The sequence below is a fragment of the Faecalimicrobium sp. JNUCC 81 genome (assembly GCF_053667625.1).
The window spans coordinates 1,537,679-1,561,506 of record NZ_CM132203.1; the positions used below are offsets into that span (position 1 = coordinate 1,537,679).

General features: G+C 26.1%; 13 protein-coding genes. 9 read left to right on the forward strand and 4 right to left on the reverse strand.

The window, feature by feature from the left end; genetic code table 11:
• Window positions 1-1,324: 1,324 nt before the first annotated feature.
• On the forward strand, window positions 1,325-2,137 hold the full coding sequence (locus JNUCC81_RS07665) for an alpha/beta fold hydrolase (RefSeq protein WP_454096044.1): 813 nt from the start codon (window positions 1,325-1,327) through the stop codon (window positions 2,135-2,137).
• A gap of 104 nt (window positions 2,138-2,241) precedes the next feature.
• Here JNUCC81_RS07665 and JNUCC81_RS07670 read toward each other — a convergent pair whose 3' ends face one another.
• Window positions 2,242-2,637, reverse strand: a complete 396-nt coding sequence (locus tag JNUCC81_RS07670) for a (deoxy)nucleoside triphosphate pyrophosphohydrolase (protein WP_454096045.1) — start codon at window positions 2,635-2,637, stop codon at window positions 2,242-2,244.
• A gap of 164 nt (window positions 2,638-2,801) precedes the next feature.
• Here JNUCC81_RS07670 and JNUCC81_RS07675 point away from each other — a divergent pair, with 164 nt between their 5' ends.
• The 8 genes from JNUCC81_RS07675 (at window position 2,802) to JNUCC81_RS07710 (ending at window position 19,508) form a co-directional block, all read left to right on the forward strand.
• Complete coding sequence (locus JNUCC81_RS07675; RefSeq protein WP_454096046.1) at window positions 2,802-3,269, forward strand: MgtC/SapB family protein; 468 nt, start codon at window positions 2,802-2,804, stop codon at window positions 3,267-3,269.
• A gap of 219 nt (window positions 3,270-3,488) precedes the next feature.
• Complete coding sequence (locus JNUCC81_RS07680; protein ID WP_454096047.1) at window positions 3,489-5,150, forward strand: NPCBM/NEW2 domain-containing protein; 1,662 nt, start codon at window positions 3,489-3,491, stop codon at window positions 5,148-5,150.
• Between the two features lie 196 nt (window positions 5,151-5,346).
• A complete protein-coding gene (gene lexA / locus JNUCC81_RS07685; RefSeq protein WP_454096048.1) occupies window positions 5,347-5,964 on the forward strand; it encodes a transcriptional repressor LexA in 618 nt (205 codons plus the stop codon).
• A 260-nt stretch (window positions 5,965-6,224) separates the two neighbouring features.
• A complete protein-coding gene (locus JNUCC81_RS07690) occupies window positions 6,225-7,301 on the forward strand; it encodes a YHYH domain-containing protein (RefSeq protein WP_454096049.1) in 1,077 nt (358 codons plus the stop codon).
• Window positions 7,302-8,275: 974 nt separating this feature from the next.
• A complete protein-coding gene (gene dptF / locus JNUCC81_RS07695; protein ID WP_454096050.1) occupies window positions 8,276-10,627 on the forward strand; it encodes a DNA phosphorothioation-dependent restriction protein DptF in 2,352 nt (783 codons plus the stop codon).
• A 2-nt stretch (window positions 10,628-10,629) separates the two neighbouring features.
• Complete coding sequence (gene dptG / locus JNUCC81_RS07700) at window positions 10,630-12,033, forward strand: DNA phosphorothioation-dependent restriction protein DptG (protein WP_454096051.1); 1,404 nt, start codon at window positions 10,630-10,632, stop codon at window positions 12,031-12,033.
• A complete protein-coding gene (gene dptH / locus JNUCC81_RS07705) occupies window positions 12,014-17,182 on the forward strand; it encodes a DNA phosphorothioation-dependent restriction protein DptH (protein WP_454096052.1) in 5,169 nt (1,722 codons plus the stop codon). Before dptG ends, dptH begins: the two co-directional genes overlap by 20 nt.
• A 175-nt stretch (window positions 17,183-17,357) precedes the next feature.
• Complete coding sequence (locus JNUCC81_RS07710; RefSeq protein ID WP_454096053.1) at window positions 17,358-19,508, forward strand: DUF262 domain-containing protein; 2,151 nt, start codon at window positions 17,358-17,360, stop codon at window positions 19,506-19,508.
• 57 nt (window positions 19,509-19,565) lie between these two features.
• Here JNUCC81_RS07710 and JNUCC81_RS07715 read toward each other — a convergent pair whose 3' ends face one another.
• Genes JNUCC81_RS07715 through dndC form a run of 3 tightly spaced genes read right to left on the reverse strand, consistent with a single transcriptional unit; the run spans window position 19,566 to window position 23,561 of the window.
• On the reverse strand, window positions 19,566-19,949 hold the full coding sequence (locus JNUCC81_RS07715; protein ID WP_454096054.1) for a DndE family protein: 384 nt from the start codon (window positions 19,947-19,949) through the stop codon (window positions 19,566-19,568).
• Between the two features lie 2 nt (window positions 19,950-19,951).
• The gene (gene dndD, locus JNUCC81_RS07720) at window positions 19,952-22,111 is read right to left on the reverse strand and encodes a DNA sulfur modification protein DndD (RefSeq protein ID WP_454096055.1); all 2,160 of its coding nucleotides are present in this window, start codon (window positions 22,109-22,111) and stop codon (window positions 19,952-19,954) included.
• A complete protein-coding gene (gene dndC, locus JNUCC81_RS07725; protein ID WP_454096056.1) occupies window positions 22,098-23,561 on the reverse strand; it encodes a DNA phosphorothioation system sulfurtransferase DndC in 1,464 nt (487 codons plus the stop codon). Before dndC ends, dndD begins: the two co-directional genes overlap by 14 nt.
• Between the last annotated feature and the right edge of the window lie 267 nt (window positions 23,562-23,828).

Below are 23,828 nucleotides of genomic sequence, written 5' to 3' on the forward strand. Positions count from 1 at the left end.
AAATAGTACTATGACCATATTCTGCATATAGTACTATATCTTTTCGAGTGTAATTATTATAAACAATTAAATGTGAACTTATCATATCTTCAATAGTAAGTGCTATTTTGTGAATTCATTTTAAATCTATAACCTAAGCCAAATACTTTTGGACCGTTATTTTCTACTTTTGTTGCAGTCATACCTATATCAAAAGCTACTGCCAGCTTTTGATATAGGTAAAAGTAGGGTGGAATTTAATAATGTCTAGTCACCCAATAAATAAACACTATATCTGTAAGAATAATAAGTGGTTGAGCACTATAATAAAAATTAAGCTTAAATTTTGCATTTGTTCTATTTTGAGGAGATGACAATCTTATATAATAAATAGGAAGAGTTAATGAACAAGATGCAGAAAGAGTTTGTGTTTAAACCTCCAAACCACTAAAGTTTCTTAAAATATCTACTTGATTTTCAACATACCTTATTTCTTTTAAATTAGAGTCGGCTAAATTTTTAAGTCGATTTAAATGTTTTGTATAACTATTTTTATAAATAGGTTATTTTTGGTAACCTAATTTTAATATATGCATTTTGTCGAGAAATGTAACCTATATTTAAAAATATTTTATAATAATATTTTTAAATATATTATAAATTAAAAATATTATTGTATGAAAATAAAATATTATTTAATTAATTTGATATAAAAGGTATTCAAAACAAAAGTTTCTATAAATCATTTGTTTTAGTGGATATATGAGAAAATATAAAATGTTATAATTAATTTAATAATTAATATACATAAAAATCATAGGCAAAAACAAATTTGATGATGTAGATTATAAAGAGTCAAGGGGAGATTTTGCTAAAACGGTGATTGAAAGGATTTCAAAATATATGGTTAAGTAAAGCAAATATCTAAACTCTGAAAGGGAGAAACTAATGCATATGAAGAATAATTCTAGTAAAAGTGTAATCAAAAAAATTAAAATTTTTATATTGAGACTTTTAAACATTATATTTGTACCTATATTTGGACTAATACCATTAGAAACCAAAATATTTATATATGATTTATTCCCAAATGATTTTTATAGGTTTATTGCAATAATTTTTATTGTAATATTTCTATTTGCATGGTTTATTACTATATCTCACATAATATATAAAATAGAGAACGCAGAGTAAGGTTTTAGATTTAGAAAATAAAACCATACATTTTACTGAATGATTTGTTGGAGGCTAAATAATCCAGTATTTAAAAATACTTAATTATTCATAAATTATTATCTAATCGAATAATTTATTAGTATAATTATTTAAATATTGGAGGTTATAGATGGGATATTATGTTAAGGTTGCGACAAATGTAAAAATATATGTAGAGGATCTTAATCCAGAAGGAAAAAAGACAATACTATTTATCCATGGTTGGCCTGGAAGCCATAAATTATTTGAATATCAGTTTAATGAACTTCCAAGTATGGGATATAGATGTATAGGAATAGATATAAGAGGGTTTGGAAAATCAGATAAACCATGGGACGGATATGATTATAACACATTGTCAGATGATGTTAGATATGTAATTGATGCATTAGGATTACAAGATATTACATTAGCAGGGCATTCAACTGGAGGAGCAATAGCTATTAGATATATGGCTAGACATAATAGCCATGGTGTATCAAAGCTTGCTCTTTTTGCAGCTGCTGCGCCAAGCTTGATAAAGCGTTCTAATTTTCCTTATGGATTGGAGAAAGAAACAGTTTTACAAATTATAGAAGGAACACATACAGACAGACCTAAAATGCTTCAGGATTTTGGAAATATATTTTTTTATCAGCATATAACAGGTCCATTCTCTGATTGGTTCTTCCAATTAGGATTACAGGCAGCTGGATGGTCAACTGCGGCTATTGCAAACACTTGGATAAATGAAGTATTGTTTTATGATTTAGGAACAATAAATGTTCCAACTTTAATTATTCATGGTATTCATGATAAGGTTGTTCCATTTGAACTTGGTCAAATACAACATAAAGGTATTAAAAATTCAAAGCTTATGCCATTTAATTTCAGTGGTCATGCATCATTTTATGATCAAAAAGATAAATTTAATGAAGAGTTAGCAAAGTTTGTTGATGAATAAAGTTTTTAAGTATAGATTGTTTATATAAAAATACAGGATAAATAGTGATATACTTAGCTATTTATCCTGTATTTATTATTTTATATTTAAAAACTTAAGATTTTTTATATTTCTTTTATTAATTCATGTACAGTAGGTACATCAGCGGGAGCCCACTTTAGCGAATCTAAATTTTCTCTTTTTAGCCATACAAGTTTAGAGTGTTCTTCATTTATAGGAGTTCCTTTTATTAGTTTACATCTTAAACTTGTAAGGTTTACTATAAATGTATCATATTCATGTGTGTTGTTATGATAAACATCTAAAGCTTTTATATCACATTTTAGCTCTTCTTGGATTTCTCTTTCTATTGCTTCTTGTAGAGACTCATTTTCTTCTACTTTACCACCAGGAAACTCCCATTGATTTGGAATTGACATTTTAGGAGACCTTAAAGCACATAGTATCTCATTATTTTCATTTTCTATGACAGCCGCAACGACCTTGATTTTTTTCTTCATTTAATTCACCCCATAGTTATCTTTCTAGATTTAATTATACTAGATGTTTAGATATTGATAAATATGTAATATAATTAATATAAATATCAAAATTAATCTGAAAATAAAATTAGGGTATATACTGTGCATGATAAAATTTTACATAATAAGAAAGGGAGATATAAATGGAAGAATTAATATTATTACAAGAACATATACCAAAATTGATACTAGCAGCTATTATTGGTGGGGGAATAGGAATTGAAAGATCAAATAGAGGTGAAGGAATAGTTGGATTTGGTACATTGTCAACACTAACTGTTGGATGTACATTATTGACTGTACTATCAGCCTATGGAATAGGAAATGAAGCAGATCCATCAAGACTTATATCAACAATAATTAGCTCTATAGGTTTTATCGGTGGTGGAGTTATATTTACTCAAAGAAATGAAAATGAAAAACTTGTAAGAGGTTTAACAACGGCAAGTATTATTTTTAGTTTGGCAGCTATAGGTGTCACTATCGGTCTTGGTTACTATGGATTAGCTGTAATTACTGCTGTACTGATAGAGATTAATATAATAATTTCTAAAATAATAAAGAAAAATCGAAATAATAGTGATAGCGAAGATATTGATGATTTTGAATAGTAACTATTTTAACTAAATATGTATTATATAAACACCTTAATGTTTAAGGTGTTTTTTTATTTTATAAATTAGCTTTAATAGAATTTTCAATTTATTATAAATATAAAAAAAATTATATAAATAAAAATTATAAAATACTATACTTGGTTGGAAAAAAATGGTATAATTTTTCATAAATAGGTGCAATTTTGCAACAGAATTAATTAAAGGGGGATAAAAATGAAAAAAATTATCAAAAGCTTTAAAATTCTAAGTATGTCAATTGTTTTAGCAGTATGTAATATCAGTGGTGTATTTGCAAGTAATTTAAACACAAGTAATCAACCTCAACAAACAACTGTATTTGATAGAAGTAATAATTCATGGAATGCAAAATATTTTAGAATACCCAGCGGGCAAACGTTATCAGACGGAACTATGTTAGCATTTTCAGATATTCGCTATAATGGAGCAGCAGATCATGCATTTATTGATATTGGAGCTGCTAGAAGTACTGATGGTGGAAAAACATGGGACTATAAAACAGTAATGGAAAATGACCGTGTTAATTCAACTTTTTCTCGTGTAATGGATTCAACAACAGTCGTTACAGATACAGGTAGAATTATATTAATTGCAGGATCATGGAATAAAAATGGTAACTGGGCAAGTAGCACAACTTCATTAAGAAGTGATTGGTCTGTTCAAATGACTTATTCTGATGATAATGGATTAACATGGTCTGATAAAATAGATTTAACAACAAACACTGAAAGAATAAAAAATCAACCAAGTAATACAATTGGCTGGTTAGGTGGTGTTGGATCTGGTATTACAATGCCTGATGGAACAATAGTTATGCCAGCGCAAATTGCATTAAGAGAAAATAATACTAACAATTATTATTCAACTATTATATATTCAAAAGATAATGGTGAAACATGGACTATGGGAAATAAAGTACCTAATTCAAGAACTTCTGAGAATATGGTAATTGAATTAGATGGAGCTTTAATCATGAGTACAAGACATGATTCAACTGGATATAGATCAGCATACATATCTCATGATTTAGGAAATACATGGCAAACTTATGAGCCTTTACATCGTAAAATTTCAACTGGTTCAGGAGCAGGTTGCCAAGGATCATTTATTAAAGTTACTGCTAAAGATGGTCATAGAATTGGATTAATTTCAGCACCTAAAAATACTGTAGGTCAATATGTTAGAGATAATATAACTGTTTATATGATTGATTTTGATGATTTATCTAAGGGTGTTAAGGAATTAGGTGTTCCTTATCCTGAAAATGGTAATAAAGAGGGTGGAGGATACTCTTCTTTATCTTTTAATAATGATAAATTAAGTATACTTTATGAAGCAGATGGAAATATAGTTCATAAAGATTTAACAGATTATTATTTATCAATCAATAATGATTCAGATAAAGATGTAACATATTTATCAGATATATCTTGGGAAAAAGCAACAACTTCTTATGGTACTATTAGAAGAGATATAGCACACGATGGTGCAACTAAATTAATATTAAAAGTAGATGATAATAATAAAATTACCTATGATAAAGGAGTAGGTATCCATGCTAATGGGGAAATAGTAATTGATTTAAAAGATAAAGGATATAATAAATTTGAAACTTCTGTAGGAGTATTACAAAATGAAAATAGTAGTGCTAAAAATTCAAGCTCTTTAAAGTACGAATTTTATTTAGACGATAAATTAGTTGCAAGTACAGATGTTATGAATTTTAATACTCCTAAAAAAGATATTTCCTTTAATATAACTAATGAATCAAAATTAAAGATAGTTGTAAATAATGGTGGAAATGGGAATTCAGGAGATTGGGGCGTACTTGGAGACGCGAAATTTATTAATAATTAATATTAAGGATTTAGACTATATATAAGAAATAGATAATACTAAAAATGAGTAGCAATTTATATTTTATAAACCGCTACTCATTTTTTATGTAAAAATTGATAGATTTAATGCATAATTTTTATTTATATAAATCAGATTCTTTTGTATAATTATAACTAAGATAGTGTTAATTTTAAAATAAAGAAAAGGTGAATTTATGAATAATAAAACTAAAAAAGATAAAAAAGATAAATTAAACCAAGAGCAATTAACATTTGATATTTGTGAAAGTAAAAAGGAAATTAAATATAATGCCCCTGTTAATATATATGATTGTATAGAAAAGTATAAGTATGTAGGAATAGATAATGGGAGAGAGTACTTATTTGAAAAAGATTGGTCACTTAATCAATGTGTAATATCATCAGATAGTGGAGAAGAAGTTGATTCATTAAAATTACCTTTATTAAGTGAAATATCAGCAGGTTCTCCAATATATATGAATGAAGAGTATGACGAATATTTCTATATTCCAAGGGACGTTATAAAAAGGGATAAAGATTTATTTATGCTTAAAGTAAAGGGAGACAGTATGATTGATGCAGGTATTGATGATGGGGATTATGTTGTTATAAGAAAAGATAATAATGTTAGCAAAAAAAGTATTGTTGCTGTAGAAGTAGATGGACATGCTACTCTTAAAAGGTTTGATGTACAGGGGAATAAGTTAATACTGATACCTGAAAATAAGAATTATGAAACTATAGTGGTAAATGTACATGAAGCTAGAATTATAGGGAGTGCTCTTGGAGTTATAAAATGTAATACAATTTAATTTATATAGTTATTTAGTGTATTTATATACACTATTTTTTTGTATTTATATAATGATTCTCATGTAATGGACTAAACAACTGTTGTTAAAAATACAGATAGAGTTATGCTTAACCTGATATTAATTTCTTTACGTGTTTTATTTTATAAAAATTAAGTTAGTGAAAAATAATTTGAAAATAAAACAAAATATACAAAATTTGACAAAAAATGCGAAAAAATGATGATATACTTCTAATGACTACAAATTAGGAGGATACAATGAGGAAAAACATGAAATCAAAAAAATTAATATCGTTAGCATCTGCAATATTTATGATAAGTGCTATATCAGTAGATGCTCATTCAGGTAGAACTGATTCAAGTGGAGGTCATAAGGACAACAAAAATAAATCAGGATTAGGAAGCTACCACTATCATTGTGGTGGACACCCAGCACATTTACATACAAACGGATGTCCATATAATGGCTCCAGCAATAATAGTTCTAGCAGTAGCAGTTCAAATAATAGTAGTAAATCTAGTAGTTCAGTATCTAGTGTAAATAATGAAGAGAAGATAAAACAAGATGTTAAAACTAAAGCATATAATGCAGGATATGAAGATGGATATAAAGGTAATACACAGTATATAGATTATTCAGGTAGTTATACTGATTTATATGAAGAAAAATATAATGAAGGCTTTTATATAGGAGAAAAAAATCTAAACAGTGAAAAAGAGTTAGCAAACAAAAAGGGGTATGATATAGGTATTAAAGGTGAGAATTCAGAGTCTAAATTATATGAAAATGAAGTATTACAGCAATCATTCGTTTTAGGATATAGTACAGGTATGTCTGAATACAAAGAGAAAAAATCAAATGAGTATACTAATTTAGGACTAGAAAATGGGAAAAAGGATATAGATAATTTTGATATTAATACTATAGAAGAAGAGTTTAGAGAAGTATACATAGAAAATTTTAACAAGGGTCAAGAAGAACTATTAAATCACTATAAGGAAAATGGATATAAATTTGCATTTACTCAAAAGGAATACAAGTCAGCAAATTATGATAAGGAAAAGTATAACAATTGGTATAAAGAAGGGTATGAATCGGGAGTTGAAAATTTAAAAAAACTTAAAGATACAGCATATAATGATGGATACGATGGTTCTTATAAAGTTCCAGAAGGTATGGGTGATGTAGAAGATATATACTCTAAATACAATTTGAAGGGGAAAGCAGATGCTAAAAAAGACAGCACAGAGAAATTGGCAGTAGGTGCAGGTGTAGTAGTAGCTGGAGTATTTGGATTTGGGTATTTTAAATCTAAGAAAAAGAAAGAATTATAGAGTATAAAAAAGTGTGTATTTTCCATGATTAGTAATAATTAAGATATTAAATATTATCATCTAAAATGGAGGCACACACTTTTTATGTTAGATATATAACAAGGGGTGTTGTAAAGAGGGATAAGGATTTATTTATGTTTAAACAATATGATTGATGCAGGTATTGATGATGGAGATTATGTTGTCATAAGAAAAGATAATAATGTTAGTAAAAAAGCATTATTTTAAAAGGTTTGATGTACAGGGAGAATAAGTTAATACTGATACCGGAAAATAAGAATTATGACCCTATAGTAGTAAGTTTACGTGAAGCTAGAATTATAGGGAGTATTCTTGGAGTTATAAAATGTAATAAAAATTAATTTATATAGTTATTTAGTGTATTTATATACACTATTTTTTGTTTATAAATTTATTTTCATATAATGAATTAAATAAATATTGTTATATATTCAAGTGGTCATAAAATTGGATTAACTTCAGTACCTAAAAATAAAGTAGGTGAATATGTTAGAGATAACATTAAAGATAAAAATAAGTAGAGATTTATATTTTATAAAAAAGCAACTTATTTTTTAGCAATAAGTTATCGTTTTAACATAATATAATTAGATATATTTTTTCTAATATAAGTTGATTCATACCAACTAACAGATTTGTCTAAGCTATTGAACAATTTACAAGTACATATATTAAAATTTATAAATAGGGAACAACAAGATTCGACAAAATAAAACGTAAATAGATTATATAATAAAAATGTATATAAATTTATCTATCTAATAATGACAAAAAATATAGAGATACATGCTGTTTATCTTGTTTTAAGGGATCTCAAATATATAAATACACATTATAATATAAATAGTGTATTTATATATAATTAATTTTTACTAAAAAAATAATAGATAAGCGCATTTAATAAAATATATTGATAAATAGATTATAAATTATTATTGGAAGGAAGTAACGGAGTGAGTATAGATATTTATAAGTTTTTAGAAAAAGATTATAGCGAACTATATAGTCTTAGTGTAGATATAAATAACCTTGTATTTACATCACCTCATAGTGTAATAGTAAAATCAAGAGTGTTTATTGAACAATTAAGCAAAGAAATAGCTAAGTTAGAAAAAATGGAAAACTTGAATGATTTAAATCTAGCACAAAGATTAACAGAGTTAAAGAGAAATCATATTATAGATGAAGAATTAGATAACTATTTCTTTGAAATAAGAAAAATCGGAAATCAAGCAGCGCATGAAGAAGTTGAAGAAGAAATAGTGTTTGCATTAAAAGTACATAAAAATATATATAAAGTTACAGGGTGGTTTATTGAAACATACATAGATTATAATTTCAAAACACCAATTTATAAAAATCCAAAACCTGTAACTAGTACTGAAGATAGTAATAACTCTAGTATGTTAATGAAATTAATGGGAAAGTTTGAAGATTTTATAAACAGTAATAAGAATAAAGAAGATGAAGTGGAAAAGATAGAAGATAAGGAATTACCAAAAGAGAATTTTGAAAATGATAATAATCAAATTGAAGAGGAGATAGCTATAACTAGAAGCAGTGAATGTCTTATAGAAGAATTATCTAGACTTAAAGAATCATCAAGAGAAGCGGTAGAAGGATTAAATTTATTTACAGAATTTAAAAAATACATGCATATTGATAGAAATGCACAAAGAGAATTAGAACAAATTATATTAGAAGCAGAAAAGCAAGATAATTCACAATTAATCCTAGTATGTGGTAGTGTTGGAGACGGTAAATCACATATTATTTCATACTTTAAAAATAGATATCCAGATATAATGAAGAAATTTACATTACATAATGATGCTACTGAAAGTTTAGAACCTAATAAAACATCTATGGATACATTAAATGACTTATTAGAAAATTTCACTGATGAAAAGATAGAGTCAAGTAACCAAAAGATAATATTAGCAATAAACTTAGGCACTTTAAATAATTTTATAGATTCTGAATATGGTGAAAATTTCGCAAAATTAAGACAATTTGTTAATGATAAGAAAATATTAGAAACAAGCATAGCTGACAATAGCTTTAATAATGACACTAACATTCAGTTTGTCAACTTTAGTGATTATAGTTTATATACACTAAAAGATGAAAAAGTAGAATCTGAATATATTAAATCACTTTTAAAGAAGATTACTGATAAATCAGAAATAAATGTTTTTTATCAATCTTATCGAAACAACTGTATAAACTGTAAAAATAAAGATAAGTGTCCTATAAAATCAAACTATGAGTTACTTAGTGAAGAAAAAACACAAGATGCTATAGTAGATTTACTTGTTCAATGTATTATAAAGAATAAAGTTATTATATCAACGAGGGCACTACTTAACTTTATGTATGATTTATTAATAGCTAGGACTTATATAGATGTACATTCACCAATGTTTAAAAATGATATAGCAAGACTTAAAAATGAGGAGTATATAAACTCATTAACACCAAACTTAATATTTGATCATGGCGAATTATCATTTATATTTAAAGCATTAAATACTTTAGATCCATTAAATGTTAGAAATAAAGAAGTTGATGATTTTATTATTAAATTTAATAACTCGGTAGAACTTATGGATTTCTTTAATGATTATATAGACTATCCAAAGGGATATATAAATAAACTTAATAGCATTGATTTCAATGACAAAGTAGATAAAAAGATTAAGAAGGAACTTCTAAAGCTATTTATCCGAAGTTATTACTTATGTGGAAAAGGAGATATATTTAATCTTAATGATGAAATATATGAGGACTTTATAAGATATGTTTATTACTGGAACAAAGGAGATAAGTCAAAGTTAAAAGGGATTTACTCAGATATAAAGCAAGGTATATTAAAATGGAACGGTGAAGCTGATAAAAATCAAATTAATATATTTATTGGGAAGAATCAAATAAAATACAAAGTGAGTGAAGAATTAGAATTAAAAGCTGATACGACTAACTTACCAATTAATAAAGAAAATAAGTTAGATAAATTCTTAACTACAATAGAAATTAAATATAAAGGTGAAGGATTAGATGAATCTTGTGGAGTAGATATTGATTTTCCTTTATATGAGCTTTTAATAAGAGTTGGAAATGGATATAGACCAAATAAAAAAGATAAAAATCATTTTATAAAGTTTATAGAATTTATGAATAAAGTTGAAAGTGCAGGTTCACAAAATAGTCAGTTAATTTTTACAGAAAAAAATAGAGATGAAAATAAAAAGTTCAGACTAGAATACGATGATGAGTTTGAAATTTATAGATTTATGGAGATTTAGATATGTGTGAAGTAAAAAGTTTTAATATAGATTTAGATGGTATAAAAGAAACATTTAAATTTAAAGAAATTGTAAAAGATGGAGAATTAGGTTTAGGTCATAGACAAGGTGTTAACTATAAGCTTTTGCCATATGCAGCAAATGAAAAAACTTTAGTATCTGAGTTTTCAGGGGTTGTAGGCGCTTTTTCTAGGCTTATATCAGATAAAAAGATTAATGGAGAATTTGAAGTAGAAGCTTTTATTGAAGAAGTAGCAGATCAAATTGGAGAATATGAAGGTGATATGTCTAGAGAGTCATTCAAAGATATAGTTAGAGCTATGTTTATAGATAATGGTAACTTAGTTGATTTTGATATAAAGACTATAAATTATATATCATCAACAAATTCCGATGAAAAGATAGCGAACTTCTTATACTCTGTTTTATTTGACGAAAGTATAAAAGGTGATGTTAGTAAACATTACGATAGAGATGTAGATAATATACTTTATAAATTAGTACTAAGATCATTACCAGAGTTAAAAGATAAAGTAGTTAATATAGGCGAATATAATTGCTACTTACCTTTTGTTAAAGAGCAATTTATAAAAGATTTTAAATTTATTCTTTCAAAAGAAGATTTATATAAAGATTCATTAAAGAGATTTTTAGAATATTATTATATGTTTTATGTATCTCAACTTGTAATGAAGCTTAATAACTTTGAAAATGTAGATTTAAGTAAACCTGATAAATTATACTATACATTAGATTGGGAGCGTACATCAAAAACTAGAATAGCATACCAATTTGGGTGGGAGAAAATAAAAAATAGCACAGGTTCATTATTTTCTCATGTGATAGTATTAGAAATGTTAAATCACAATGAAATAGAAGAGCAATTAGGATATAAAGAACTATCTAATTTATTTAATGAAGTTGATGAAGAGAACATCAATGATCAGATAGAAGAACTAATTGAGTCTTACAAAAACCAAATTAAAGATATCAGCTGGGATGGCTTTAAATATACAGATAAAGAGACAGAATCTAATGGATTTAACTCAGTATATAAGTTATTTAATGTAGTTAGATATCAATTTGAAATTTCTAAAAGAAGCAGAGCAAATGATGCATACAAAAATTGGTTTGTATGGTTTGTTCAAAAGAATTTCTCTAAAAGAAGAGGTCAGTTAGGATATAATTTAAACTTTACAGAAGATGATATTATATTAATGACAAAGATATGTATTAATAATAAAGAAAAACTTAAATTAAATACTTTATTTAAAGAATTTGAATCAAGAGGATTATTCTTTGACAGAGACTCAAAGATGAAAATAATACAATTATATGAAAAATTAAATTTACTAGAAAAGAAATCAGATAGTGGGGATGCGCAATATGTCAAATCAGTTTTATAATTATTTATCAAATAAGATAATTAATTTCTTTAAGCAAAATCCATTAGTACCTGGTTCGAAGTACAATATTCAGTTTGAAATAGAAGAACAGGTAAAGGCTTTGTATGAGAAATTACAAGAAAATAATTTATATAGAGAATATGAATATACAGATCCAAGTGGAGAGGTTAAATATAAATCATATCAGTTAAAATTTAATGAAGTATCATTAATTGTATCATCTACAATGGACAATGTTCAGCCAGATTTTTTAACTAGACTTAGAAATATGGTTGGTATGGAAGAAGGATATGAGAGAAAAGCTATATTATTTATCCATAATACTACATTAGATAGTATTATGGGTGGAACAGAATCATTTGCTAAAGAAGGGATGCCTTTTCATATAGATTCTATTCAAAAGTATATAAAGAAAAAACTAGCTATAGGTTCATTTACAGAAGTTGATAAAGCTATTATAGAGATGGACTTAGATAAAAAAAGGAATACTTTATTTACTGATAATAATTCTATATTTGAATATGAAGATGTTCTTGATATTTTATACAAAGGATATATAGAAAGATATCAATATAAAGATTTTGGACTTTTTTACGATGGACAGCTTAGTGATATTGAAGGTAAAGAACTAAAAAAGAGAATAAAAGATAATGCATCATACTTTACTAAAGTTGATGAAATTCATAATTATGGAAATCCAGAAACTCAGTTGGAAAAATATTTTGATGACAATGGAATTGCTAAATTAAAAAATAAAGATTGGATGGAGATAGAGTATAAAGTAGTACAAAAATCAGTTGAAAAGAAGAAAGAAACAAAACCATTAGAATACAAATCTAGTTCTCAAGAATGGGATAAAGAAGAAGGAACTTCTAAAGCTAAGTCAAGAGTCAGAAATATTATTGTATTTAATGAAGATAAAAAAGAAGAAGTTGATTTAGAATTTATCTTTGATAGAAGTTTAAAAAATGAATATATACAAAAAGTTGAAGGTGAAGCAGCAGCTAAAACATCAGGACATAAATTAAAAGTTACTATAAAAGATATAGAAGGTAAGTCAAACTTCTATAAGGTTATATATAAGGTAGACAATATTAAATTTGAATTCAAAATTGTAATGTTTAGATGTAGTCCTAAGTACTTTGAATCAATAAAATCTAGGTATTCATTAATAATTAAGAAAAAAGATAGTTATATATCAATTAATACTAATGAATCAAGTATAGTATTCAATGAATTTGTAGACAAAAGTACAACTTATGAAATAGATTCAAACAATGATGTAATAGATATAATAGAAGATGAAAGATTAACTATTAAAATTAGTGATAACTTTGAGTATGAAAATGATAGTGATTTAGCTAGATTTAATTTAAAAATTGGAAATGAGATAGTACCTTTAGGAATGGTTGGAACTAGTGAAAAAGTCACTCTAATTGAAGGATTTAAAGTTTGGAAGTTAAAAAGAGAAAAGTGCTATGATTTTAGATTAACAGGTGATAATAAGCTTCAACATGGTACAAAAGAGTATTTTGCTAGAGATGAGTTTAGAAGAAACTTAAATATAGAAAAACAGATTATAGATATGGATGGACTATGTTTTATGGAGAATAGTGAAGGTCTTGAAGTTTTAGATATAGACATAGATCCTCACGTAAAGAATCTATATAAAGATATATTAGAATACTATAGACGATCTAAGAAATTACCAAGTTTAGCATATTTAAATGATGATTTAAAATTATTATATAAAACTTTTATAAAATCATATATAGAGGGATTAAACAAAATAGAAGAAGGTTCTTATCTTACAAAACCTCAAAAGAATTTATTTAGAATTGGTACAATAAAAAGAAATATAGAAGATAGAGAGTTAATATTTACTTCGCTACATCCATTAAATATTGCATATCAGTTACATTTAAGCCATGGAATAGATTGTGAAGAAATGGATGAAGAAGTATTAAAGAAATTTACTTCAACATATCTTTTACCATATATAATGGATGAAGATGATAAACTATATATACCAATGGAACAACATCATTCTCCTGAATGGAAGTATTATGTTGATGAAAACTTACCCAGATACAAAAGTTCAAGAGATTTCGTTTCGAAATTAGTTACGGAAAAGATAGAAGAATTTATAGGACATTTTAAATATATGTTTGAAATGGCAAATAATGCACCTATTAGAATTAATTTAATTAATACAGGTGATAGTAAAGAAATATTACAAGGTATATTTAAATACTATATCAAAAAGATTAAAAGCAAAAATGTTGATGAAATATTACCAATAGATTTATTTATATATTCTGATAAGAATATAACTAATGCTTTTGAGGAAGTAGCATTTAATGAAAATATAGAATCATTAAAAGAGATATATAAATTAGATTTATCAGTAGATAGTATGTCAGAAGAAGATATATTAAATCTATATAGAGAAAAAGTACATTTTTATGCTAAGAATTTAGAAGAAGGTATGGAGTACTCACATATTACTTTCTTAGAAATGAATAATGATGTAAAAACTATTACTTCTAATATGGATGATATTCCATCGGGAGTTATATTAAATGGAAGTATATCAGGAGTTCCGTCTGTATTTTTAGGGGACTCTTATAGAACTGGATTTGGTACTAAGTACACTAATACTGAAACTATACTCATGAATGTAGCAACAAAACTAAATGCTTTAAATGCAGCATCTTCTGGAGAACCATTTAATAGTAATCAATGTAAAGCAATATCAATACCTAATAAAAATAAAACAACATTAGATGATATATATGATGCTAGTCATTGGGTTACTTTTATAGACCCTAAAGTAGATTTAAACTTCTTTAAGAATGATCCAGATGCAAAAGACTTACTAATAATACATTATAGTGATCAATATACAACAGCTGGAGGATATGATGCTATAACAGTGACTAGAAAGTCTGGACCATACCAAAGAGTTATTGAAGAGTTTTTAATCAAAAAAGGTATAGAAAATGCAAAAGAATACTCACCATCAGTAATAAATATGTTTAATGCTATTAATGGAGATTGGCTTTTAAGATTACTATCAAGTAAGTCACATTTCCCAAAAGAAAAAATAAGCATATTATCAGCAATAAAATTAGGATTAGCTCAGTTTAAAAATGAGAATATAATATGGATTCCTATATCACTTGAAGAAATACTAAGAGTATCAGGAGGATCTGGATTAAAGCAAAGTGAAGGTTTCTTATCTGCTAAGAACTTAGGTTTTGAAGGTGGAGTAAGTAGTGATGATATATTATTTGTTGGTATAGAAGAAATAAATGATAGGGTATTTGTTCACTATTATCCAGTAGAAGTTAAGATAGGAATAAATGATCCATCATATGTAAAAAAAGGGATTGAACAAGCTAAAGCTACTAAATCTATGTTTGATGAGACATTACTTCCAGATGAAAATGGGGAATTAAGCAGTACTCAAAAAGTATATAGAAACTTCTTAATGCAATTAGTAATAACAAGTGCAGAAAAGTTAAATTTATATAATGTTTGTACTGAAGAGGATTGGAGTAGCGTTGTTGATTCTGATTTAAGAAAAAAATTACTTAATGAAGAATATGAAATAAGTAATTCAATAGAAACTTATTTAGGTAAGGCGTCTGTAATTTCATTTAAAAAAGGAATGGCATACACTCATATAGGAATAGAAGATGAAGTAATGGTTATAGAAATGTCAGAAGATGATGGAATTAATTTTATAACTAAGAGTGTTGAAGAAATAGGAGAACATGTAGAAGCAATTAAGATTGAAGGTACAAATATAGATACTGATGGATTACCTCCAAAAGATAAAGTAATTGATGAAGATGGTGAAATTTTAGTAGATAAAACTTTAATAGCAGATGATACACTTGAATACGAAGTTAAAGTACCACAAGATTCAAGAGATTTACCAGAAACAGCAATATCATCTCATTTAGTTGAAGAAGATGATATTGAAGCTGAAGATAAAGAAAGAAATATGGAAATATTATTTGGAATTAATCAAAAGAATAATAAAGAAGTAATATGGTATCCAAATGATACTGATAAAGTATTCCATACTAACACAGGTATTATAGGTACTATGGGAACGGGTAAAACTCAGTTTACAAAATCTATGATTACTCAACTTTATAGAGAATCTAAAAATAATGTAGATGGAAAAGATGTAGGAATATTAATATTTGACTACAAAGGGGATTACAATAAATCTAAAACTGATTTTATTGAAGCTACAAATGCTAACGTATATGAGTTATATCATTTACCATTTAACCCTCTATCAGTTATAAAAGCTGTTAACTCTAAACCAATGTTACCACTTCATACGGCAAATAGCTTAAAGGTAACACTAGCAAAAGCTTTTGGACTTGGAATTAAGCAAGAAACATTATTAAGAGATTTAATAATGGAAGCTTATGAAAGTAAAGGTATAATAAAGCATAAACCAGATACATGGGAGAATCCAGCGCCAACATTAAAAGATGTATATGATATATATGTAAATAGAGATGATTTAAAAGAAGATAGCTTATATGCAGCTTTTAGTAACTTAATAGACTTTGAAATATTTGAACCAGATCCATTAAATACTAAGAGTTTATTTGAATTAATAGATGGAGTAACAGTAATAGATTTATCAGGGTATGATCCAGATATTCAAAATTTAGTAGTAGCTATTACATTAGATTTATTCTATTCACAAATGCAATCTTATGGACATAGTGGAGTGAATGGAAGTCTAAGACAGCTAAATAAGATGATATTAGTTGATGAAGCTGATAACTTCTTAAGTAAAGACTTTGAAACGTTGAAGAAAATACTTAAAGAAGGTAGAGAGTTTGGAGTAGGTACAATACTTTCAACTCAGTTATTAAGTCATTTCTCTACAGGAGAGAATAAGTATTCTGATTATATATTAACTTGGATAGTTCATAATGTAGCAGAGATAAGTACTAAGGATGCTAAGTATATATTCAATGCACAAGCTAAAGCTGATCAAGAGACTATATGTACTAAGATTAAAGGATTAAGTAAGCATTATAGTTTAGTTAAGATGGGAGATAGTGATAGACCTATATTTATGAAGGATAGAGCATTCTGGGAGCTAATCTAGTATAATATGCAATTAATATGATTTAGGTCAAATTATTGCTTGCAAAATATATATTAAAAATTGGATTATAGGGAATTAGATGATATTTATTTTTAATATCATCTAATGTTTAATTTTAGATAAATAAATTTATTGATATAAATAATTATAATATTAAAAATAAAGGAGTAATAAAATGGCATTCGAAGCGAAACCGGGTAGTATACTGAATTTATTTAGAGATACAGATGTTGAACAATATAGAATTCCTAAATATCAAAGAGCATATAGTTGGAAGGAAGAACAAGTAAAGGCTTTTTGTGAGGACTTGTATGATGCATATAAGTCTAAGGCTGAAGATTACTTTTTTGGAGCAGTAATAATGATTAAAGATTCAGAAAAGGAAAAGATAAGGAATGTAATAGATGGTCAGCAAAGGATAACTACATTTACAATGTTAATAGCGCAACTTAGAAATCTATGTGAAGAGATTATTGACAGCTTAGAGATAAATAATAAAGTTAAGACAAAGTATAAAAAGCAAATAAAACAATTAAGAGAGCAAATATCTGACTTATCTCAGTGCATTGAGTTTAATGAACTAAATAATAAAACTGTATATAAATTAGAGTTATCAAATACAGATAAAGCATTTTTTGAAGAATATATAAGAATATCAAATAAAAGAGAGATATTAAATATTTTAGAGCTTATAATAGAGTCTATTGAAGAAGAAAAAGAAATTTTAACAGATTTTGATGAGTTAGACGAATTAGTCTCAGAAAATAAAAAAATAAGAAGTAATGTTATAAGTGAAATACAAAATATAAAATATATTGATTTATATAACGAATTATCAAAAAATATTAATTTTAAGTATGATAAACATAAATTAAGAGAAGATTTGATATTAAAATTTTTAGACGAAAAACTTACTAAATATAATATAAAATTAAATGATTATATAAAAGATATGGAAATGGAAGTGGAAATAGAGGAACAAGAAAACTTAGATATATTTAGATCATTTAAATATGAAAATATAAAAATTACTTCTCATAAGAAAATAGTTGATGCATGGAATGTTATAGAAGATGAACTAATAAGGCCTATAATTAATATAGAAGATAGAAATGAACAAATAGAAGAGTTAATGAGTTTGATTAATACATTTATGAAAAAAACGCATATTGTTACTATAATATCTACAAATGAAGATTCTGCATATACGATGTTCCAAGTATTAAATGATAGAGGGAGAAGTTTAGGGATTGTAGACTTATTAAGACCGTATACATTACAATTGTTAGAGGGAAGTCAATACTCTGCTAAAGTAGCTAGTAGTTGGGATAAATTAGCTGAAAAAGATGATTGTGATAAATACTTGCAGGCATATATAGAATCCTATATAAAGGTGTCATCTAATGATAAAAAGATACATAATAAATACATAAGGAAATTTTTTGAAAAAAATATAAGCAAGATGGATGTATCAAAAAGAATAGATAATATTTTAAACACTTATGATATATATGAAAAAATTAAAAATGGTGAGTGGCCTTATGATTCGGATAAAACATCATCTTGGAATAAGAATAGATTAAAACAAATAATAAGTAGGTTAGGATATAGTAAGAGTGTACCATTATTACTTGCCGTATATGATGAAGGAACTGAAGATGATTTTATAAAGGTAATAGAGATAATTGAGCGTGTTGTTTTTAGATATATAACTATATGTGAAAAAAGGTCTACTAATTTAATCAATGTATACTATAAAACTATAGAAGATATAAGAAAGAGCAAAAACATAGATTTAAAAAAATTCGAAGTAAAAATGAAGGAACTTTTAAAAGAACAAGGATGTAGTATAGAAGATTTTAAAATAAAATTAGATGGAAAAAAATTGACTTACAGTAAAAGTAATAAAAAAATAATTCAATATTTTTTAACAACTATAGAATGCTACTATAATGACTACAATTATAATAAAGGTAATTCTAATATATTAAAAAATCCAACTAAAACAGTTTTAAATGATAATAATATATGGATAGAACATATATATTCACAAGAAGCTAGAGAAGATTATAAGGATGATTATTTAGATAGCATAGTTAATAAGATTGGAAATTTAGTTTTGTTAGAGGATAATAATAATAGAAAATTAGGTAATAAAAGTTTTGAAGAAAAGAAATCTGGCAAAAACTATGGATATGATAAAGAAAAGATGATAATAACAAATACATTAGTAGATTTACCTAAGTGGGAAAAAGATGAATATATAGAAAGAAGAAATCTATATATAGATATAGCAATTAGAGTATTTACACTAGATGGTGAATAAAGTATATAAAAAGACATTACTCGAATATTCAAGTAATGTCTTTTTATATTATTGTAACTATATACTCATATCTCCTTGAACAACTTGAGTAATAAAATGCTCTAAATTACTAGAGTAATTATACCTATTTTTAAGCATAACAGCACCACGATCTATATGAAGTTTAGCATGAGTAGGGAAGTACTCATCATCACTTAAATGCTTCCCAGCATGCTGTTCAAGTAAAGTCTTAAACAACACATCATATTGAGCTGTTATAGTTTGTCTATTAAGTTCAAGTCCATTATTATCTATTTCTTTATAATTTTCTATAGGTTCATCATTAGTCAAAGACATTGAAATTGCAAGTTTACAAAGTGCAAATGGCTTTAGATTCATTCTAGAACCTAGATCTTCAAATATTTCTTTTGTTTGCATTGATGTTTTAAGTCTAAATCCCATAATTACACCTCAAAAAAGTATCCTTTTGATTGGATAGTCTTTCTATTTTTATCATCGTACTCGATTAAGTACTCTCCATTTAACTTAGGTTTTATTTCTTTATATGCTTTTTCATCTATCTCAGTATTAGTAGATAATATTATAACTTGATCACTTATAGTAGATAAGTATTCGCTAGTTATATTATTTCTATGAGATTGATCTATTCTTGCGTAAGGAGTATCTATTATAAATGGTATTTCTATATCAGATGCTTTTAGTAAAGCCCAGTATAAGCAAAGTATATATATTTGTTTTTCTCCACTAGAGAATCCATTTATATCAACTTTAGTTCTTAATTCTATAAACATTCCTGTTGAATTAGTTTTTATTTCGTTTAGTAATTCATTTCTATTTAGTACTTTATATTCTTTAAGTAAATCTTCAAAGAATAGTTTACCGAATTTTTTCTCCATTTCATCATAACCTATATTTTCAATTAGGTTTTCAAGTTCAAGAGAGTTGTACATTTTATTTATATACAATGAAGCATTAAAGTCTTTATCTATGTCTATAAAATCTATAAAGTTATCTTTTTGAATTATCTTTTTGAATATATACATAAAGTTATCTTGTATTTCTTTAGTTTTATTTTCTGTTAAAGTATTTATTATATCTTCTAACATAAGTATAAGATCCGCTGACATATCAACGACTTTATTAGCTTGAAGTAGATCTATATATTTAGCTTTAGACTTATCTCTATATGAAGTAGTTTCATTTAATTTTATTTTTAATTTTTCTAACTCAGAAGATAAATTATGTTCATTTTCAGATATTTTACCAATTTCATTAGATAAGTTAGATATTTCTTTTATATACTTATTTAATGATTCATCTTCTAAGCTAGAGTTAAGCTTAGTCCTTATATCAGCTAATTCTAAAGATATTTGTCTATGCTCTTCAAATAAACCAAGTATTGAATTATTATCAAATCCAAGTATAGGGTCTATTAATGATAATAATGAATTGCTTTCATCAGATGATAACATATGAATCGGTTCAAAGTTAGCATCTACATCCTTAGGTGAAATATCATCTATTAAAGCTTCTGATACAGTTGAAGCTATTTCATCTATTGATGAATGACTGATTCTGCTTAAAAGTAAGTTCTTTATATATTCAGTATTTAGTTTATCTTTAAGTTGATTAAATATTAAGCTATTACTTTCTGATTTAACTTGTTTTTTTAGGTTACCTATTTTATCTCTTAATATTAAGAATGGAAGTATTTCATTACAAAAATCTTTTATACTTTGATTTATAATACTTCTTCTAGCTTCTAATTCTATTGTTCTTGAGTTAAGTGCTTGTCTTTCTTCAGCAAGAACTCCGCCTTTTTTTCTAAATTCTTTTTCACATTTAGTTTTTAGTGTTTGTAAGTTATCAATATTATTTTTTAGTTCAGTTAATTCACCTTTTAAAACATATTCTTTAGATGAAAGTTTATTAACTTCTTCATCTAATTTCATATATTCGTCTCTAGCAATTTCAATTTCATTATCACCATTTTTATTACTTCTAGTATTTGATACTATAGTACTTTTTAATACGTCAAAAGTATCAAAATTGCAAAGAGATAAAAGTGACTGTTTTAAGTGGATATTTGAGTTCTTACCTATAAAGAATTCTGATAGATGTTCTCCATCGAAGAAGAAAAACTCAAATATTTTAGGCGATATTATTGATGTAATATAGTTTTCAAAGTAGTTAAGTTCTTCAGCATCTAAAGGTATAGAAGAAAAGTTTTTATAAACAGAGAAGTTTTCTTCTAATTTTTTATCTTTAAATGTCCACTGTCTAACTAATGTATAAGTATTTTTTTCTGTATTTTCGTTAATCTCTAAATCTATAGATATATATGCATCTACAGTATCATTTTTAAGAGAGTTATTATTTATATTAGATTTTACTCTAGCTATATATGAAGAATTAAATCCTTGATATTTATAAGCCATAGGTCCATAGATACAAAGTTTTATGGCTTCAAATATTGTAGATTTACCGGCTCCATTTTTACCACCAACTAATATTATATTTTTATCATTAGTAGTTCTAAAATCAAAGCTAGTTTTATCTTCATAAGATCTAAAGTTTTTTAGTTCAAGTTTATTTATTTTCATTTTCTAGCTCCTTGATATTTTCTTCTTCGATCTTTTGAACAATGTCTTGATGAAGCCACTGTTGATTTAGTATTTTGTTCACAGCGGTTTTTAGTTTTGTATTATTACTAAAATGCTTATACTTATTAGTATCTATTATTAATTTACTAAATAAATCAGAGTTAATGTTATACTCTTCACATTTATCTTGAATTATATCTAAAGTATTATTATCAAATACAGGCTTTTTATATTCAGCCCAAGGTAAGTCTTTACCTGTAACTTCTTTATATATATTAATAAGAGTATTTGATGTTAGGTCTTCTTCATTATCCCATATTTCATCTATAGCTTTTAGTTCACCGAAGTTTATAAGTTCTAAATCAGGATAGAACTTTTGCATTTCAATTTGTGTTTTTAAAAGTCTCTTTAATATTTTTTGTCTAGCTTCAAAAGTAAATGGTCCGAACATTATCCTTCCATCTCTTTTAACAACAGAACCATTTCTTTTGTGTTTTTTACGATTTTCAGGTTTATCTCTTTCTTCTAATATCCATTTCCTAAATTCAACAAGAGGTATTAGTTCAGAGTGACCAGAGTCTATAAATCCATTTAGAGATTTATCTTCTTTTACAACGGTACATATCCAACAACCAAAACGGCTATTACCACAGCTACTTTTAGCACTGCTTTCATCAGCTATAAAAGGACATTCTCCGGAATCTCCAGAACCTTTTAAATACATATTAAATAGTTCCATAGAGTTAGCCCCCCATGATGTAGATGGAGAAGGGAAGCCATCTCCAAAGTCTAATAAGTTATCATTATTATGATATAATACATCCCATACATCAGCAGTAGTAAAGTTAACTATTGGCGCATAAACATATGCTAATTTATTTTTACCTCTTAAAGTCTCATGAGGAGTAAGTAGATATCCATCTATTTCTCTTTTTTCTATTCTAGACTTTCTAGCAGAACTTTCATCTTTACGAACACCAAGAAGTACTACTACGTCTTCTTTTTCTAATTTTTCTTTTATAAATTTATTAGAAGGTTTAATTTTTAATCTTTCTGTACACCAACGATATTGTATAGATTTAGGAGTAGGATACCCTTTACCAATTACATTAGCCCAAAAGCTATCAGTAAATGCTGGATAAACAACCTCTGCAACTATAGGTAAATCATTTTTATCTGCATATTCATTTATAAGTTTTATATTTTGATTTAAAAACTCAAGTATAATTGGATTTTCTATAAGAGTATCAGAAGAAACTACATAAACTGTTTTATGTCTTTTTTCTTTAGGTAATCTCATAAGCATCCTAAATGTAAGTTCTAAAACAGCAGATGAATCTTTTCCTCCACTATACCCGATAATCCAAGGTCTATTATCATTAAGATATACAGCTTCTATTTCGTCATATAGGTCTTCTAATTTATTAACATCTAAGTAATTAACAGCCATATATTTTTGTTCCTTTCAATAGAGTTTCAATATGACTTTATTATTAATGGACAAAAGATCCCACAATAAAATCATATCTTAATATTATAACATAAATTTATTATAAGATGGAATGTAATAATTAATGAGTTATCTTATAATGAGAAAATCTGTAGCAAATATTTACTTAAAATAATGTAAATTATAATCTATAATAGAAGAGATAAATTTTTATAGATTATTCAGATAATGTAAAATATAAAATAAATTTTAGAACTAAAGAATTTT

Bases quoted from the DNA above. Each gene is read 5' to 3' on its own strand.
- JNUCC81_RS07665 (WP_454096044.1), top strand. From the start codon at position 1,325: ATGGGATATTATGTTAAGGTTGCGACAAATGTAAAAATATATGTAGAG.
- JNUCC81_RS07670 (WP_454096045.1), bottom strand. From the start codon at position 2,637: ATGAAGAAAAAAATCAAGGTCGTTGCGGCTGTCATAGAAAATGAAAAT.
- JNUCC81_RS07675 (WP_454096046.1), top strand. From the start codon at position 2,802: ATGGAAGAATTAATATTATTACAAGAACATATACCAAAATTGATACTA.
- JNUCC81_RS07680 (WP_454096047.1), top strand. From the start codon at position 3,489: ATGAAAAAAATTATCAAAAGCTTTAAAATTCTAAGTATGTCAATTGTT.
- lexA (WP_454096048.1), top strand. From the start codon at position 5,347: ATGAATAATAAAACTAAAAAAGATAAAAAAGATAAATTAAACCAAGAG.
- JNUCC81_RS07690 (WP_454096049.1), top strand. From the start codon at position 6,225: ATGAGGAAAAACATGAAATCAAAAAAATTAATATCGTTAGCATCTGCA.
- dptG (WP_454096051.1), top strand. From the start codon at position 10,630: ATGTGTGAAGTAAAAAGTTTTAATATAGATTTAGATGGTATAAAAGAA.
- dptH (WP_454096052.1), top strand. From the start codon at position 12,014: ATGTCAAATCAGTTTTATAATTATTTATCAAATAAGATAATTAATTTC.
- JNUCC81_RS07710 (WP_454096053.1), top strand. From the start codon at position 17,358: ATGGCATTCGAAGCGAAACCGGGTAGTATACTGAATTTATTTAGAGAT.
- JNUCC81_RS07715 (WP_454096054.1), bottom strand. From the start codon at position 19,949: ATGGGATTTAGACTTAAAACATCAATGCAAACAAAAGAAATATTTGAA.
- dndD (WP_454096055.1), bottom strand. From the start codon at position 22,111: ATGAAAATAAATAAACTTGAACTAAAAAACTTTAGATCTTATGAAGAT.
- dndC (WP_454096056.1), bottom strand. From the start codon at position 23,561: ATGGCTGTTAATTACTTAGATGTTAATAAATTAGAAGACCTATATGAC.